Here is a 17,105-nt window from a genome sequence, read left to right on the forward strand (position 1 = left end):
TTACGTTAATGTCGTAATTTCTTCTCCGACAAACCAACAACATTATCATTGGAATATGGGTTTCTTTAAATCTTTTTTCGCATCGCTGCTCGCGATATTTGTTACGCTTTTTCTGCTGTTCATGATCGGGTTGATTCTGATCATCTCATCTCAGAGAGAGACCGAACCCTATGTTCGGGACGGATCGGTACTTGAAATCAAGATCGGGAACACCCTTCCCAAAAGGCCGCCTTCGGATCCCTTCGCCATGCTGTTTTCCGACCCTTCCCGGCAACCTGTAAGTCTTCAGGGCATAGAAAGGAATCTGGAAAAAGCTGCTGCTGATGACCGTATTGAAGGCGTGTGGATCAAAATGAACAATATTGCAGCCCCCTGGACCAATCTGATTGCGCTGCGTGATCACATTCAAAACTTCCGGGAGGAATCGGATAAATTCGTTTATATCTCAACAGATGACATCGGATTCAATGAGCAGGCCTACTTTGCAGCAACCGCAGCCGACTCCATTTTTTCTCCCCCTGAGACCTTTTTCGAGTTTGACGGTTTCTTTATTCAGGCCGTTTTCTTCAAGGAGATGCTGGATAAAATCGGTGTTGAAGCGGAGATCTTCCGTGCCGGTGAGTATAAAAGTGCTGTAGAACCATTTTTCAAAACCGAATTTTCTGAGGAAAACCGGGAGCAGCTCTCCTCGATCGTAAACAATGTCGCCGATAACTTCCTTGAAGCCGTAGGTGAGCGGTCAGGACACACCCGTGAAGAACTGGATGCCATTCTCAATGATCAACCCATATTTACTTCATCCGGAGCATATGAAGTCAATTTCATAGACAAGCTGCTTTATCCGGAAGAAGTAGAACAGCGTCTGGAAAACAGAGTTGTGGAGCTTGGACATGACGAGCTGCGCACCATTTCTTTTCACCGATATAACCGTGTGAAACGTTCGACGGCCGGTGTTGCCGAGCCGGAAGGAAACGACAAGGTTGCGGTTATCCATGCCTCCGGCAATATCATGCCCGAATTTGACTCGCAATCCGTTTTTCCCGGAACAGAGCAAAACATCACAGTGAGAAATATCACCGAAAACCTGGACAAGGCGCTTGAAGATGACGATGTAAAAGCCATCGTTCTTCGCATTACCAGCCCGGGCGGTGCCGGATCCACATCCGACATCATCTGGAACAAAATCAGAGAAGCAGCTTCGGAAAAGCCGGTTATCACTTCGTTCGGCCCCGTTGCGGCAAGCGGTGGTTATTATATCGGGATGGCCGCTGACACCATTGTCGCCTCACCACAGACCATCACCGGCTCTATCGGAGTGTTTGGTGTTGTAATGAATATGCAGGAACTCTTCAACGAAAAACTCGGCATCCATTTTGACGCCGTCGCTTCGCATGACAATGCTCTCTGGCTCACACAGGACAAACCCATGAGTGAAGGAGCACGCCGCTCATTCCAGGCATATATCGATGATTTCTACGATGTGTTTCTCAACAGAGTGGCTGAAAGCCGTGACATGAGTATTGATGACGTCCGGGCCGCAGCCGCCGGACGGGTGTGGACCGGCAACGAAGCCCTTGAAAATGGCCTGGTGGATGTTCTTGGCGAAATGAACGATGCCATAGCCATTGCCGCTGAGAAAGCGGGAATTGAAGAGTACTCCGTAGAGACCTTCCCCAAACCAAAAACGTTCATGGAGCTGTTCACCGGATCGGCGCAGGCAGAAATCAAAAGCTGGTTCCGGCCAGAAATCAAAGAACTGGAGTATATTGATCCCGTTTTTCATATTTTGAAGAATGACCCTCGGGCTGTCATTGCCCGTATTCCCTTTGATCACAAAGTTCATTGATCAACAAAAAACAGAATTAATTTATGGATATTGGTGGTTTCCGGATAGAACAGCTGAGTGAAGGGGTGTTCGAGGTATCCCCCGGCGGATCCATCCAGAAAACAACAGAACAGAAAAAACAGGGTGACACTCCGTCGGGCCATGCCCGGGTGGGGCTCGACCCGGTGCTCATCGATACCGGTTCGACATGTATTTTGCTGGACACCGGCCTGGGAATGGGGCTGGACAACAACGAACCAAACCGAAACACTTCCAATATTCTCACCAACCTGGAGATCTTCGGATATCAGCCCGGAGACATCAAACATGTCATATTGAGTCATCTTCATTATGATCATGCCGCCGGGATGAGCTTCACCGGCAAAAGCAGTGCCGTTTCTGCAACCCTGCCCGCTGCACAGATATACGTGCAGCGGTCCGAGTGGGAAGCGGCGCTGGCAAGTGTGGAACATCCGCCCGGAACACAGGGAATGGGTTATGAACCTGATGATCTGTACCGGCTTGTTGCGGACGACCGTTTTGTTTTTCTGGATAAGGAGCGCCAGGATATTGTCAAGGGGGTTACCGTGCTGCGGACAGGAGGACACACCCCGGGTCATCAGATTGTGCGGTTGCGAAGCAGCGGGGAGTCGGCCTATTATTGCGGCGACCTGATTCCCGGCGATATCCATTTGAACAACAGTATGCACCACAAAACCGACATGGACCCGTCACGAGCCCGGAAAGCCAAGATGCTGCTTATGAACCAGGCACATCGTGAAAATGCCACGCTGCTGTTTTACCACTCGGTGTATAAGAAATCGGGCAGGATCACAAAGGATAAAAACCGCAAATTTGTGCTTAGCGACTACTGATTCATTGACAACAGAAATTCTTTGTTGTCTCTGGTGCCCTTGATTTTATCCAGCAGAAACTCCATCGCTTCGTGCGGTGTCATGGTAGTCAGATAGCGGCGAAGCAGTACCACCTTCTCCCTTTCAGCCTCCTCAACAAGCAGATCCTCCCGGCGGGTGCCGCTCTTGAATACATCAATGGAAGGGAAAATCCGCCTTTCGGAAAGCCGGCGATCCAGCACAAGCTCCATGTTACCGGTACCCTTGAACTCTTCGAATATGACATCATCCATCCTTGAGCCGGTATCCACAAGTGCTGTTGCCACTATGGTGAGGCTGCCACCGTCTTCAATATTCCTGGCCGAACTGAAAAGCTTACGCGGTTTTTTCAGAGCTTCGGCATCCACACCGCCCGACATCGTACGACCCGTGTTCGAACAAATGTTGTAGGCCCGGGCAAGACGGGTAATCGAGTCCATGAGTACAAGCACATCGTGGCCGCTTTCGACCATCCGCTTTGCTTTTTCAAACACGATTTCAGCCAGTCCGATATGGTTTTCAGGTCTCTGATCAAAGGTGGAAGCAATGACCTCGGCATCAACCACGTTTCGCTCCATTTCGGTCACCTCCTCCGGCCGCTCGTCGATCAGAAGAATGATGATCTTGGTATCCGGATTGTTCGTTGAAACCGCGTTGGCAATGTTTCTGAGAATGGTGGTTTTTCCGGTTTTCGGCTGTGCCACGATAACGCCCCGCTGTCCCTTGCCAATCGGGGAAAAGAGATCAACCAGACGGGTAGTGTACTCTGTCCGGTTGTATTCAAGTACATAGCGGCTGTCTGGATAAACCGGCAGCAGCTCATCAAAATCTTTCCGTGAATCCATATCGGCCGGAATACGCCCGTTGACACCATCTACTCTGAGAAGAGCAAAATAGCGCTCGCCGATTTTGGGCGGACGGATGATACCGATCACGCTGTCACCCTGTTTCAGGCAGAACCTCTTTATTTGCGAAGGAGATACGTAGATATCATCCGGACTTGCCGAATAGTGGTAGTTGACTGATCTGAGAAATCCGTATCCGTCTGGCAGGATCTCCAGTGTGCCTTCATTAATCAGATAACCACCAAGTTTGGGTTCAATCTCTTTCAGGCGTTCTTCGAGTGTCGCGGCATCCGACTCGGGAAGAACCTCGTGAACGTTCTTCTTTTTGTTATTATCGGATTTTGAAGGAATCAGATCCTGTCCGGATTGTGCTGCCCTGTCTTTTTTACCTGCTGATTCTTTTTCTGATTTTTCGGGTCTGTCAGGCTTACGGGATTCTTTTCGGGAATCCTTTCGCGGATCTTTTTGAGCTTCTTTGTGAAGATCGGATTTCTCCTTAGCCTGCTTTTGCTGCTTTTCAGCTTTACCGGCTGCTTCTCCGGATCCGGCGGTTCGGGCGGATTTTGATTCCGGCGATTCTGCGGAATGACCAGGGGATTTATCAGAAGCCTGACCGGAGGATGACTTTTTCGCCTTCTGTGAACTCCCGGCTCCCTGTGCCGGCTTTTTGTACTTGCTCAGATCCTTTTTACGGTAAAGACCGGTAGGCGGGGATTCAGACTGCTCTCTCTCCTCGCGGGAACTCTGCGAATCGTCTTTCCGGGTGCTCTGATCATTCTCATCCGTTTTCGAAGAAGCGGCATCGTCACCATCATCACCGTCAAAACTTATGAGTGTTTGAGCCTGCTGTCGGGCATGTTCACGCAACCGGTCAATCAGAGTCTGTTTGCGTAAACCGGTCACAGGTTTCAGCCCTGCATTCCGGGCAATTTCCTGCAACTCTTTTAGTGTTTTTTCTTCTAATTGATCCAAATCTTTCAATTCTGATTCAGCTGATTGGAGGTAAGACATTATGTTATGATGCAGTCACAATCGGAGTGCACACATTGTTATGTTGTGGGTGAGCGGTAATCCGTTAATCCGGACATTACCCGAATCGTTTGATAGAGGTGTTTTACAGGTGACCCGGAGAGAGGAAACAGTATTCAGGACTTGATGATGCGAGAAATCCATCCTTTGACCACACCATAAAAGTAAAAACTTCCAGTGAAAATTACTACCTGATTGGTAAACCCTTTAAAGAAATCAATAATTTCTTCTTCATTGGGGGGCAAGTTCTTTATATTGGCTACATATGGCGTGATCAGTGCGATATCTGCCGCCCTCTCCGTCTGTAATGCATAATAGTAGTTTTTTTCAAAAACCGAAAACGGTTTAAGTACTTTTTTTTGAACTTTATCACGCATTATACTCAGTACAATAACGGGTTCGGTCTGCCAATCTTGCCCGGAAACAGCATCTGTCAGTGCCCCGACAGCCTCGGCGTTGTGAGCCGCATCGAAATACCATGGATAATCCGGGTGCATCCGCTCGAAACGCGCTTTCATTAATCCGCTTGAGCCGGCCGCCGATACTGCTTTTATAAAGGCGGGTCGTGTTACCGGGAATGCATCACCTGCCGCCTTCACAGCCATGTGCGCCACTGCAATATTCCATCTGTGCACAGGCGAAATCAGGTCGGATGTCACTTCAATGAGTTCATCATCTTCCCGGAAAGTAAAGATTGCGGACTCCGGACGATCTATGCCGGTGCTGGTTCTGACAGCGCCGGTGTCATCACCCGTGGTCATTGCCATTTTTCCCGCGGGCTGTTTTTCAGCCCTGACGCGCGGTAACTGCCGGGGCTGCATTTCCCGGACATCCAGAACAGGGGCATTTCGCTCCTGCGCAATGTCCTCCAGCTTCATCCGGGCCTCATATGCCATGTTTCCAATTACCACCGGCACACCGTGTTTGATAATACCGCCCTTCTCTTTCGCTATGCCGGAGAGGGTGTCTCCCAGGAAATTCTGATGATCCATACCGATGGATGTTATTACGGCAACTTCCGGAGTCACCACATTGGTTGCATCCAGCCTGCCTCCCAGCCCGGTTTCATAAATCGCCAGATCAACGCCGCTTTGATCAAACCACCAGAAAGCAAGTGCTGTTGTGATTTCAAAATAGCTTAGCTCCGACTCCTGTAATTCCCTGCCGTAAAGCTGAAAAAAACGGAGCATATCTTCTTCAGGGATGAACGTGCCGTTTATCCGGAACCGCTCCCTGATGTGCTCAAGATGGGGGGAAGTAAACAGCCCGCACCGGTATCCCGCCTCTTGATATGCCAGAGCCAGTATGGCGCAGACACTGCCCTTGCCGTTTGTTCCCGCCACGTGGATACACGACACTCGTTTTTCGGGGTTTCCCATAACGGCACAGAACCACCGGATGCGATCCAGTCCCAGACGCGCAGCACCGGCACCTTGCCGCTGAAAAGAGGGCATGCGGTCCAGCATCTCATAAACGTGACGGATATCAGTGAACTTCATTTAAAAAATCTCGGTTCTGCGTAATTTGACTGGCTTATGATGGGTGGGAATATCGTATATTGTACGCAAAGAATCAGTACGAAACACACTCGTTTTCTGCGTTTCACCCAATTTGATGGCATCGTTGGTAAACGGGTCACATTTTTGCAGGTTTCAATAAGAGGACTTTATGTACCGGACATTATTGCGTCCGCTTTTCTTCCGGATGGATCCCGAAAGGGCTCACCATTTTGTCGCGGGACTCGGCAACGCCATTTCCAGATCACCGCTCATCGGAAAAGGTCTCCGTAACAGGCAAACTTCTGCCTGGCCGTCCCTGAGGCAGGACATAGCCGGAATTTCTTTTCCCAACCCAACAGGTATTGCCGCCGGTTTTGACAAAAACGCACAATTTACAACGTTGTTGCAGGCAATGGGATTCGGATACGCCGAGTATGGCAGCATCACCGCAAAACCATCAGCGGGCAATCCGTCTCCGCGGTTATTTCGCCTTGTGCAGGACAAGGCGCTGATCAACAGAATGGGACTGAACAACGAGGGAGCGTCAACGATATGTCGTCGGCTGCATCAGCTTCGGACCACGCACCCAACGTTGTTTCGTGATTTTCCGTCCGGCATTAATATCGCAAAAACACACGATTCCTGTATTATGGGAGACGATGCCATACGTGATTACGTGTCATCTTATCTCCATGCACGCGATGTCGCCGATTATATCACGCTGAATATTTCCTGTCCCAACACCGGGGAAGGAAAGACTTTTGAAGAACCCGGTCCGCTGGCCGATCTGCTGGATGCCATCGGGGACGAGCAAACAGACAGCCTGCATCCCCTTTTTGTCAAATTTTCGCCGGACAATGACTTCACCCGGCTGGACCAGCTCGTTACCATTTGTGAAGAGCGAAATATTACCGGTTATATTGTCTCAAATACATCAACTGACCGGTCAGGGCTTCTCACACCCGAAAAGAAGTTATCCGGCATCGGCCGGGGTGGATTGAGCGGTGCGCCTCTTTTCAGCAAGACGATGGAATACATCTCCTGGTTTCGCAGAACCCTTCCAAATGAGCGCATCCTGATTGCCTGCGGTGGAATTGATTCTCCGGAAAAGGCTGTGTCACTGATAAAAGAAGGGGCCCATCTGCTGCAGGTATACACAGGTCTTGTCTACGAGGGCCCCGGGCTGATTCGCAGAATAAATAACGCTCTTGCCATGCAGGTCGAAAAAGAGGGGGCAGCATCACTATCTGAGCTGAGAAACGCCGACTGATTTTTCTGAACAGAGGATTTCTCAAGCGCAAATGGTCGCAGGGAACAGGCACAGCCGGCCGGAACTGCCCGGCACCATGCTGACACTATTCAGAGTCAAATTCGATGGTATACTCGCAGCTGGCAGAGACTTCAACCCCTGTGTACTCGGGAACGGAAAACCGCATATGCTCAATTACAGTCTCAAGAAGGGTATCAATAATGCCGTCTTCATCCCGTTCTTCGTCGGTATCAGCCTGCTTGGGGACACCCTCCTTATTGATCAGAACCTCAATCTGAATTGTTCCGCTCATCTGATGTTCGTTGATCACATCACGGAATCCGCTCTCAGTGATAAAGTTGTCTTTGCCGCCCTGAACTTCCGGCTTGGAATCAAGCTCACCGCAGGAGTACGTTTTGTCGGTATCCACCAGCAGCGCCCTGACCCGGTCCACTTCTATTTCCTCTGATAACGCATCAACGACATCACTCTTGGCAAAATCAGGATACTCGCTCTTCATACTGATCAAAGCCACCCTGGCACTGTCCCACAACGCGCCCTCGTAAGGAAACATGTCACTGAAGTCCGGTTCCGGAATCTGTTTTTCCAGTATCTCCTGCAAATGCATCTGCGTGGATTTGGGGCGGGTTTGATCATCTGTTTCTTCTTTCTCATCTTCATCCGGGGCGGCAGCTTCTTCCTGTTCAGCAGCTTCTTCCTGTTCAGCAACCTCCTCCAATATCTGCTCTTCTGCCTGCTCCCGCTCCCGTGCAATGATTTCCGCCCGTTCCTCGGAACTGTATTCTGATGGTTCCCGTTCATCGTCGGCCGATGCGTCGCCAGACTCCTCACCGGAAGGTTCATCAGATCCTTCACCTGGTGAATCCCCTTCGGTTTCTTCTTCCCGGTGCTCTTCGTCCTCTTCCGAACCTGCCCGGCCTTCCATTTCAGCAGGCTCTTCTTCATCCAGAATATCCGCTTCCAGTTCGGCCAGGTTGGCCATGTACAACGAGTCCTCCATGAGGCTTTGAACCGAATCCTGAAGCCCCTCAAGCACATCACTTTCCTGTTCCCACATATACCGGTAAAAAGAGAGCTCGTTCATTCTGTATACAAACTGCTCATCATCGCGGGCCGTTTGGATGTAATCCAGTACAGACCGGTAGAGCGCTTCGGGAGCCTCCCCGGATTCGGGATATTTTTCCGCAAAGCGCCTGAGCCGTTCGGCACGGATTTCACCTGCCGGCATATCTTTGATTTCCTCAAATGCAACACGGATGCTGTCTTCCCTGCTCAGCTCTTTTTCAGGACGTTCCAGCTCAAGCATGTAGCGGTCCGCCATCCGCTCAGCGTAAACTGTTTCCGGGTAGAAATCCACCAGCTGCATGGCATATTGCAAGGCCTGGGCAGAGTCTCCGGCTGACTGGTAGAGCTCGGACAGGGAATATATGGCCTGGGGGGCCAGCTCCGAATCGGGAAATCTGCCCATGACACTGCGATAGTAGATAGCGGCGCTGTCTGGCATTGCAAGAGAAGTGAAAAACACGTTTCCGATTTCATATTCGTGGGAAGCGATGGTATGACGTGTTTCCCGCTGTTCCTCTTCCGTAAACGGAATTTCGGAAAAGTCCAGATCAATGGTCTGTGCCTGGGCTCCTGCAGCCTCTTCGATAGCCTCATCAACGTCCTCCACTTCCTCGCCCTCTTCCTCATACTGCTGCACGATAGTGACCCTCACGGCTTCCATCCGGCGCCAGTCGTCCACCAGCGGCCTGGTGCCCCAGTATGCCTGGAATGCCTGGGTACTCTGCTGTACCATCTGCGGATTCTTGTGATTCAAAAACCCGTTTTCGGTGACCTCATCTGCCTGTTCGCCGGCTTCTTCAATATCCTCGGGGGTAACCATGTGTTCCCTTCGCTGCTCCTGCTGCTGTTCTTCAAGTTCGGCAAGCTTTTTTTCCCGGATGTCTGTGACGACCGAATCGAACTCGGCTTCGGATAGCTCTCCAAGCCAGAGCAAACTGTCGAGCCGGTGTACTTCCGCCTGCAGACGCGAATATTCACCGTATGACTGAGACATTACATCGGCATCAAAGTCTTTCGGAAGCTCTTCGATGTTTCTTGCCTGCTGGGATGATGAATCAAAGTAGGCGGCAGTGGTTGAGAAATCCTGATAATAGTCCCTGTATATTTCTGCAAGTCCGTAATAGATCTGGGCCTGGGTCTCGCTTGAGGGATTTTGTGATCTTCTTCTCAGAACCTGTTCATAGTTTTCGCGGGCGGTGGTGAATTCTCCCTGATCATGGAGTGTGCGCGCGATTTGATATTCAATATCTGATATATATTCAAAATGACGGTCGTCTCTGCTCATGTCAATGAAATGCTCCAGTGCCCAATCCAGATCTCCGCGTTTTCGGGCAACGATTCCCATTTTTCGTTCGGCATGGTAGATCAGGTCATAGCTCGGGTTGGAGCGGTGCGTGGCACTGGCATAGGCATCCAGGGACCGGTCATATTCTTCAAGCTCCTCCAGCAGTTGTCCGAGCAAAAAGTGCGCCCTCATTTCCATTCGCCTGGTATCCACATCCGGCAACGCCTCCTCCAGATAAAAAACAGCATCCTCGTATTCGTCCCGCTCAACGAGCAGCTGGGCTAAAACCAGCTTCACTTCTGAAGCAATTTCGGGTTCCCAGTCAAATTCAGTGGAAAAGAGTCGTGCCTCAATGTAGTTGATACCTTCGACATGGTTTTCAAGCTCAAGCGCTGCCCGTCCCCGCCACAAAATGGCTTTCTGCCGCAATTCGGGGTCACTGGTGGTGCTGAGCAGCTCAACGAACTTCTGATCAGCGGAGAAGAACTGCTGTTTGTAAAAATAGGACTGTCCCATCAGAAAAATGGCGTTATCAACCCAGCGCGACTGCGGATGGAAGCGGATAACATCTGCGCTTTTCTGGATGGCTTCTTCAAAATCGCTTTGACCGGCCCGGGGAGGAGTCGGGTGGATCCTGACGGGACGTTCCGGATTGATTTTTACTTCCTGATTCCGCTGAAGCTCGACACCCCGGTCAAAGCTGGTCTTTGCATTGTAGTAGGTATTAAAATAGGCATTGAAGTCACGCCATCCGCTTTGCAGGGCCGTTCCGCACCCCTGAGTGACAAGCAGTATCGCGAGCAAAGCACCGGTTAGCCGAATGTATCGAAACATGTTTTGTTAAATGGACTATTCTATCGTGCTGACCTTGACCATATTTGTGCTTCCGCGTTTGGAAATGGGAATACCGGCGGCAACCACAATACGTGAACCTGATGTGATCAACCCGGATTCTTTCAGATAATCTTCCATTCGCTTGACACTGGTATCTGTATCAAAAAGGGCATCCAACTGGATGGATGTAACACCCCAGACAAGATTAAGCTGTCTTCTGACTTCCACACTTTCAGTAAATGCTATAACGGGTACACGAGGCCGAAATTTTGCAATTCTTCGGGCTGTTGTGCCGGAATGTGTGATGGTAGCAATCAGCCTGGCTTCCACCGCTTCACCGACGGTCACACATGCGTAACTGAGGGATTCAACAACCTGTTTTTCCCTCCATTCTGGTTGTACAAACTCAAGTGTCTGATAAATGGAATCCGTTTTGACTTCTATGTTGCGGCATATTTTGTCGATGGTCCGGACTGCTTCCAGCGGATATTTGCCGGCGGCTGTCTCCCCTGAAAGCATGACGGCATCAGTCCCGTCGAGAACGGCATTGGCTACATCGGAGCTTTCTGCCCGTGTAGGACGGGGGTTGTTCATCATCGATTCCAGCATCTGTGTTGCCGTGATCACCGGCTTGCCTGCTGTTTTGCAGCGATCAATAATATCTTTCTGGATGAGCGGCACGCGTTCACTTGCAATTTCTATTCCCAAGTCTCCCCGGGCGACCATGATACCGTCGGCCTGCTGGATGATATCATCAATTTCATCCAGCGCTTCCGGCTTTTCAATTTTCGCGATGATCCCGGCATTGCTGCCTTTGACGCGTACTTTGGATATCAGGTCCTGAACATCGCCGGCCGATCTGACAAATGATATTGCCACAAAGTCGACACCCTGCTCAAGTCCGAATGCAAGGTCTTTCTCGTCTTTTTCGGTAATGGCTGATATGGAGGTTTTGACATCCGGCAGATTCACTCCTTTTCTCGGCTTTAGAAAACCGCCGTTTATAACACGTGCGGTAATATCGCCGTCTGATATCTTGACAATTCTGAGCTCCATAAGACCATCGTCCATCAGAATTGTATTTCCCGGTTTGACATCTTCTGCAAGATTGGGGTAGTCGATCGGAATTACTTCACTGTCACCTTCGATATCATCCGGAGTCAGTTTGACATAAGAGTGCGTTTCCAGCTTAGCACCTTCCCCTTTCATACGGCCGACCCGGATTTTGGGCCCCTGCAGGTCCATGAGGATGGGTATGCTGATTTTAAGCTTGCGTGAGAGCTCACGAATGGTCTCAATGTTTTTCTTATGGACTTCATGCGTGCCGTGCGAGAAATTCAGACGGACGACATTCATGCCGCTTCGAATCAGTTCCTCAATCATTTCCGGTGAGCTGGTACTCGGTCCTATCGTGCAAACCAGCTTTGTTCTTCGTTCATTAATCAGCATAAAGATGGTCTCTAATTTCTGCCATTCCTGGTTTCTGTGTTGTTCAGAACATTTGCCATAAAAGATAGGGTGTTGCCAGTCAAAATTCTTTTGAAATCTTTATTTGATTATAAATCCATTGCGGCTCTTGTACTTCTGAAAAAGATTATTTTAGATTTTTCCTGACGGTGAAGCGAATGCGCCCTGCCGGGCGCATCAAAAAAAAAGCCGCATCGGGTTGCGATGCGGCTTTTAAACATGTAATCAGTTTATCCCTGCTGATCAGTCTGATAAAGTGGCAGTTATTACTACATTGGCCCCTTCCACTCCACAGCATTCGAAGACATAGTCCAGAATAAGCGTGTTGGTATCGGAATCAAAACTTCCGCCCACATTCAGAATGATATCATCGAGATCTTCACCATCGGGATCCTGCCCATGAGAGTAAGGAGCACCCATGACATTTCCAGCTGCAGTTACATTGAACGCGTAGGCTACCGGAATGCCAAACAGACCGCCGGCAATGTTGCTTACCTCGTAGAGATAAGGATCGCCGCCAACCACGATGGGATCATCCGGCCGGGTCACTTCAAAGGTACCGTCGAACTCAAAGTCTCCGGTTGCTTCGTACTCATAGGTACCCGTTTCCACGACACCAAAACCATTGATGGTATAGGTGCGGGATGCACCGCGGTCACCTCTTCCGATCGTCAGCTCCCTTCCGGTCTCCTCGGTAGTGGCACTGACAAGTATCAGTGTCAGCTCCCTTGCAGTACCTTCAGCAGCCAGTAACGGGAATTCAAAGTCAATGGTATGATTGTCGAATGTAGTAGACTCCGGATCATGTTCGATCACAAAGGAGCCGTTGTCAGTTCCGGACATAATGTAGTCTTCTCCTTCGACCGCGTCACCATCGATTTCGTACTCAACGACAACGTTTTCTTCCTGGGTCTGGCCCAGTTCGATCAGGACTTCAAGACTACCGCCTGCCAGAACATCCGTGTCTTCTGTATCTATTTTTACAAAAGCAGGGATCGCGCCATCCTCAATAGAGAACGGCTCAGATACATTTTCACATGCTGTAAAAGCAATTGCGAAAATGAATATTACTGGTATAAATCTTGTTAGTTTCATTATATATCAGATCTTAGAAATGAATATCTGTCAGTTCTCAAACCACATCGGAGTGTCCAGAACCGGTTCGGGAGGAATGTTCGGATTTGACTGAAGTTCCGAAGGCGGGAACGGATATCTTCTGATGATATCGCCCAGCGTGGCTTGTTCCGCAACTGTCAGACTCGGGAACTTGGTTCTTCTCCACTCCGACCAGTTTTCAGGTGATCTGTCAAATATCTCAATGTAGTGCTGAGTCCAGATGGCTTCCAGAGCAGATTCTTCGTTACTGAATGAACCGGGAAGATTGTCAATGTAAGCCTGCTTGTCAGCATCGGGAATACCGTTAAGTGTTCCCTCTCTCGGATCAAGACGGGTCCAGGGATCAAGAAAATCAAGTGATGCCTGAACGCCGGCTATATATGCATCATGAGCGGCACCAAACTCACCTCTGGTGGCATAGAATTCCGCTTCATAGAAAAGCACTTCCGAGGGTGTGAGTACCCGGTTGGGCCAGTCACGTGTAATGATGTTCTGGCTTATGTAATTCACATCTCCTTCGCTGCCAAACCGGCCGGCTACCTGTCCGGTGAAATCTTCCGGCAGGAATGTACCGTCATCCTGGGGCATGAATGCGAAGTAGGTGTTTCTTCTCGGGTCATCAAGATCGTTCATCAAATCAACCAGAGTCTGGCCGGCAGAGACGAAATACCCGCCGTTGCCGGTTCCGACAAAACCGTTGAACTGATTGTGAACCTTCCAGAGGTTGTGAGCATTATCTTCTGAATCGAAGAACGGAATATAGGCCATATCCTCATTGCTTCTGATAAGCTCCGCATTCTGAAGCAGATCCAGAATTTCGTCATCAACATCATGCTGGTTCCTGAGATACATGTATGTACGCAGCTTCAGTGAGTTGGCAAACTTTTCCCACTGCTCCATATCTCCGCCATACATCAGATCACCAAACTCGACGGCAGGTTCGCCCGGAGCAATCTGCTCCAGGGCTTCATCCAGCATGTCAATTACGCCATAAAGAACAGTTTCCTGATCGTCAAATTCCGGATTCGGAAACTCATCGGGATCCAGTGCCTCTGTAAAAGGAACGGTTTCCCACATCATGGTCAGCGAGAAAAACAGATAGGCCTTCATGATTTTGGCCTGTGCGGCGACGTTCGGCTGCAATGGTTCTCTATCTTCTGCAAATTCAACCATCAGGTTGAGGTTTCTAAGCCCGGACCCGTACCAGCTGGTCCATGTGTTACCCGTTCCGAACGGGCTGACCTCGTATCTGTCATCACCATGGAGACCGGTCGCGTAGTTCGGAGACCAGGAGTTGACGAAGAAAGCCGTACCCGGCATGGTTTCGATGGCCCTGTTGGCAGAAACGTTTGCCAGGACCGGTGGAAACAACACATCAGGCGAAACTTCCGTAGCTGCATTCGGATCTGTATTTACATCCAGAAAACTGTCGCAGCTGTATGCCGTAAAACCAAGAACGGCAATCAGTATAAATGTTTTAAATCGCTTCATAGTATTGTGCATTTTCAAAATGGATTAAAATCGAACCTGAATATTGGTGCCAAAGCTTCGTACTGACGGCAGTACGTTCCATTCAATACCCTGGCCATTGGATGCTGATCCGAAGAGACCTGTCTCAGGATCGATATGCGGGATTTCGCTGTAAATCAGCAGCAGATTTCGTCCTTCAAGACCAATGGATACGCTGCTGAAATAAGTTGCATCCAGCCATCGCTGAGGAAGGGTATAGTCGACACGTACTTCCCGGAGCTTCACATGGGTGGCACTGAAGACATTGCCTTCATGAAGGTCAGAGTTGGCATATTGATTCCAGAATGCCTGCATACTTTGTACAGGAACATTGTTTGGCATGAATCCGCCTTCTCCATCAGGAATCACACCGTCATCAATGTAAGTGCCGTATCTGTTTTCAGCTGTTTCTTCAGCAACACCGGCTCTTCTGAGAGCACCGACGGTCTGTGAAAAGATGGTTCCTCCATGACGGTAATCAATCTGGAAGCTAACGCCAACACCGCGGAAGTTGAACTGATTGGTAAACGAGAGCCTGAAATCAGGATCGATGTCACCAAGGCGGATATTGTCGCCTGTGCGTCGCAGTCCGTTATCCGGATTAATGATCAGCTCATCATAGTACTCTGACTCCTCGTCAGTTACCCTGAGGAAGCCCGGGCCATAGAGACCAAGCGGTTCTCCCGGTTCCGCACGAACCTGAAGGCCGTTGAAGGCACTTGCAATAACGATTTCATCAACACCCGGAGCCAGAGATTCGACTTTGTTCCGGTTTTGATGGAAATTGACTATTACGTTATGGAAGAAGTCTCTTGTCTGGAATGGTACAAAGTTCAGAGAAAGCTCGATTCCCTTATTGGAAATCTCACCAATATTGGTTCGGTTGGCACCAAACCCGGTGGAAAGCGGCGTCGGGATCGAAATAATCTGGTCTTCGGTCCGGACATCATACCAGGTAAAGTCAACACCTGCCCTTCCGTCAAAGAACTGAAGTTCCGTACCAACCTCAAAGGAGTTCTGCATTTCAGGCTTCAGGTCAGTCGGGGGGAGTGTACCGGTAGCACCGAATCCGGTTCTGCCGCCAAACGGAAAGTCATTGCCGGTTCCGAACTGTCCGAAAATGTCTTCGATCGGCAAAAACCGGAAATCCAGCTGATAAGGAGCCTCATCACTACCTACCTGTGCATAGTTCACAAACAATTTACCGTAGGAGAACACTCTTCCGGCAATATCAAATGCTTCGGAGAAAATGAAGCTGGTATTGATAGACGGGTAGAAGAATGAGCGGTTTTCTTTCGGCAGGGTTGACGACCAGTCATTCCGGCCAGTAAGATTCAGAAACAGGTAGTTTCTGTAACCGAACGTAGCATCACCATATACACCGACAAGGCGCTGCTCCTGGAACCGGTTGGTTGGTGACTGTGTTTCGGTGTTGGCAAAGTTTTCCAGTCCCGGAATTTCCAGATTGGTCCCCCTGCTTCTGAGAATCTGGTTCTCCCGCATGTTCAGGTTATACCCCAGAACACCCTGGAAACTGATGTCATCAGTGATATTGCGATTCACTTCAGCAAGAGCGTCAATATTAATCTGCTGTTCCTGGATGACATCAAGTGCGAAGTCACCATCATCACGGCCAAGAGTTCCGACGGCATTTCTACTGTTTCGATCTTCAGTGTAGTAGTCAAGACCGGCTCTACCAGTGAAGGACAGCCACTCGGTGGCTTCATAGCGGCCTTCAACATTACCAAAAATCCTTCGTACCTGGTTTTCAAAGGCATTTTCATTGACCAGCCAGTAGGGGTTGTTGGTCATCGGGCCCAGTGTTCTCTGAGTTCCGTCCTCTTCTTTGTAATCCTTGAGTTCGGAAGTATCAAAGGTACGCGGCAGCGTGTTGATCAGTGACGTCAGAACGTTCGGATCATTTGCACCGGCCACGGCACGGCCTTTGGTATCAAGGTGTGTATAGGTACCGGACATCCGGATGGCAAGCCTGTCGGTCAGCCTGCGGCCGGAATTGACTGAAATGGCCGTTCTGTCCAGTCTGTTATTCGGTACGATGCCGCTTTGACCTGTATGGGTGAGGCTGACCCTGAGATCTGACAATTCATCCGCATTGGAGAATGAGATATGGTTTGATGTCATGAGATCTGTTTCATAGAAATCCCTGACATTGTCCGGGTAGTCTTGAAGCGTAATCTCTTCTCCACGGATATTTTCCACGGTTTGTCCTGCAATCCTCGGCCCCCATCCGTTCAGGTTGTCTGAATTGTATTTTCCGATGCTTCCCTGGGCATACTCATTCTGAAAATCCGGAAGCCTCATCGGATTGGAAAAACGTACCGAGGAAGTAAACTACTATCGACTAAAGTCGATAGCTTTGTGATGTAGACAAATGTCTACTTGTCTTCGATTTTAAATTCTCCGTCTTTACCTTCAACATTTTGCTCCTCGATATACTTCATAATCAT

At 49.6% G+C, this 17,105-nt stretch carries 10 protein-coding genes; 3 read left to right on the plus strand and 7 right to left on the minus strand.

Annotated features, from left to right (window positions below; translation table 11 throughout):
* Positions 1–55 precede the first annotated feature (55 nt).
* Both sppA and NATSA_RS14155 read left to right on the plus strand, forming a co-directional pair.
* Positions 56–1,846 carry a signal peptide peptidase SppA gene (gene sppA / locus NATSA_RS14150; RefSeq protein ID WP_210513264.1) on the plus strand — a complete coding sequence of 597 codons (1,791 nt, stop codon included), beginning with the start codon at positions 56–58 and terminating at the stop codon, positions 1,844–1,846.
* Between the two features lie 23 nt (positions 1,847–1,869).
* Complete coding sequence (locus tag NATSA_RS14155; RefSeq protein WP_210513265.1) at positions 1,870–2,700, plus strand: MBL fold metallo-hydrolase; 831 nt, start codon at positions 1,870–1,872, stop codon at positions 2,698–2,700.
* Here NATSA_RS14155 and rho read toward each other — a convergent pair.
* Together rho and NATSA_RS14165 are read right to left on the minus strand one after the other, a co-directional pair.
* On the minus strand, positions 2,694–4,535 hold the full coding sequence (rho, locus tag NATSA_RS14160; protein WP_210513266.1) for a transcription termination factor Rho: 1,842 nt from the start codon (positions 4,533–4,535) through the stop codon (positions 2,694–2,696). The two genes, NATSA_RS14155 and rho, sit on opposite strands and share 7 nt — an antisense overlap.
* Positions 4,536–4,708: 173 nt before the next feature.
* Entirely contained in the window at positions 4,709–6,091 is a 1,383-nt protein-coding gene (locus NATSA_RS14165) for a bifunctional folylpolyglutamate synthase/dihydrofolate synthase (protein WP_210513267.1), read from the minus strand.
* Positions 6,092–6,260: 169 nt separating this feature from the next.
* On the opposite strand from NATSA_RS14165, the gene NATSA_RS14170 reads away from it, so the two are divergent.
* Positions 6,261–7,361, plus strand: a complete 1,101-nt coding sequence (locus NATSA_RS14170; RefSeq protein WP_210513268.1) for a quinone-dependent dihydroorotate dehydrogenase — start codon at positions 6,261–6,263, stop codon at positions 7,359–7,361.
* 85 nt (positions 7,362–7,446) lie between these two features.
* Here NATSA_RS14170 and porW read toward each other — a convergent pair whose 3' ends face one another.
* The 5 genes from porW to NATSA_RS14195 all read right to left on the minus strand — a co-directional run bounded on the left by porW (position 7,447) and on the right by NATSA_RS14195 (position 16,959).
* Positions 7,447–10,545, minus strand: a complete 3,099-nt coding sequence (porW, locus tag NATSA_RS14175; RefSeq protein WP_210513269.1) for a type IX secretion system periplasmic lipoprotein PorW/SprE — start codon at positions 10,543–10,545, stop codon at positions 7,447–7,449.
* A gap of 15 nt (positions 10,546–10,560) precedes the next feature.
* The gene (gene pyk, locus NATSA_RS14180) at positions 10,561–11,994 is read right to left on the minus strand and encodes a pyruvate kinase (protein ID WP_210513270.1); all 1,434 of its coding nucleotides are present in this window, start codon (positions 11,992–11,994) and stop codon (positions 10,561–10,563) included.
* A 261-nt stretch (positions 11,995–12,255) separates the two neighbouring features.
* Complete coding sequence (locus NATSA_RS14185; RefSeq protein WP_210513271.1) at positions 12,256–13,107, minus strand: hypothetical protein; 852 nt, start codon at positions 13,105–13,107, stop codon at positions 12,256–12,258.
* Between the two features lie 30 nt (positions 13,108–13,137).
* On the minus strand, positions 13,138–14,619 hold the full coding sequence (locus tag NATSA_RS14190) for a SusD/RagB family nutrient-binding outer membrane lipoprotein (protein WP_210513272.1): 1,482 nt from the start codon (positions 14,617–14,619) through the stop codon (positions 13,138–13,140).
* Between the two features lie 24 nt (positions 14,620–14,643).
* Positions 14,644–16,959: a TonB-dependent receptor domain-containing protein gene (locus tag NATSA_RS14195; RefSeq protein ID WP_210513273.1), complete on the minus strand. Its 2,316-nt coding sequence runs from the start codon at positions 16,957–16,959 to the stop codon at positions 14,644–14,646.
* Positions 16,960–17,105 lie beyond the last annotated feature (146 nt).

It is taken from the genome of Natronogracilivirga saccharolytica, assembly GCF_017921895.1.
Lineage (GTDB): Bacteria > Bacteroidota > Rhodothermia > Balneolales > Natronogracilivirgulaceae > Natronogracilivirga > Natronogracilivirga saccharolytica.

Bases quoted from the DNA above. Each gene is read 5' to 3' on its own strand.
- sppA (WP_210513264.1), top strand. From the start codon at position 56: ATGGGTTTCTTTAAATCTTTTTTCGCATCGCTGCTCGCGATATTTGTT.
- NATSA_RS14185 (WP_210513271.1), bottom strand. From the start codon at position 13,107: ATGAAACTAACAAGATTTATACCAGTAATATTCATTTTCGCAATTGCT.
- pyk (WP_210513270.1), bottom strand. From the start codon at position 11,994: ATGCTGATTAATGAACGAAGAACAAAGCTGGTTTGCACGATAGGACCG.
- NATSA_RS14195 (WP_210513273.1), bottom strand. From the start codon at position 16,959: ATGAGGCTTCCGGATTTTCAGAATGAGTATGCCCAGGGAAGCATCGGA.
- NATSA_RS14170 (WP_210513268.1), top strand. From the start codon at position 6,261: ATGTACCGGACATTATTGCGTCCGCTTTTCTTCCGGATGGATCCCGAA.
- porW (WP_210513269.1), bottom strand. From the start codon at position 10,545: ATGTTTCGATACATTCGGCTAACCGGTGCTTTGCTCGCGATACTGCTT.
- NATSA_RS14155 (WP_210513265.1), top strand. From the start codon at position 1,870: ATGGATATTGGTGGTTTCCGGATAGAACAGCTGAGTGAAGGGGTGTTC.
- NATSA_RS14165 (WP_210513267.1), bottom strand. From the start codon at position 6,091: ATGAAGTTCACTGATATCCGTCACGTTTATGAGATGCTGGACCGCATG.
- NATSA_RS14190 (WP_210513272.1), bottom strand. From the start codon at position 14,619: ATGAAGCGATTTAAAACATTTATACTGATTGCCGTTCTTGGTTTTACG.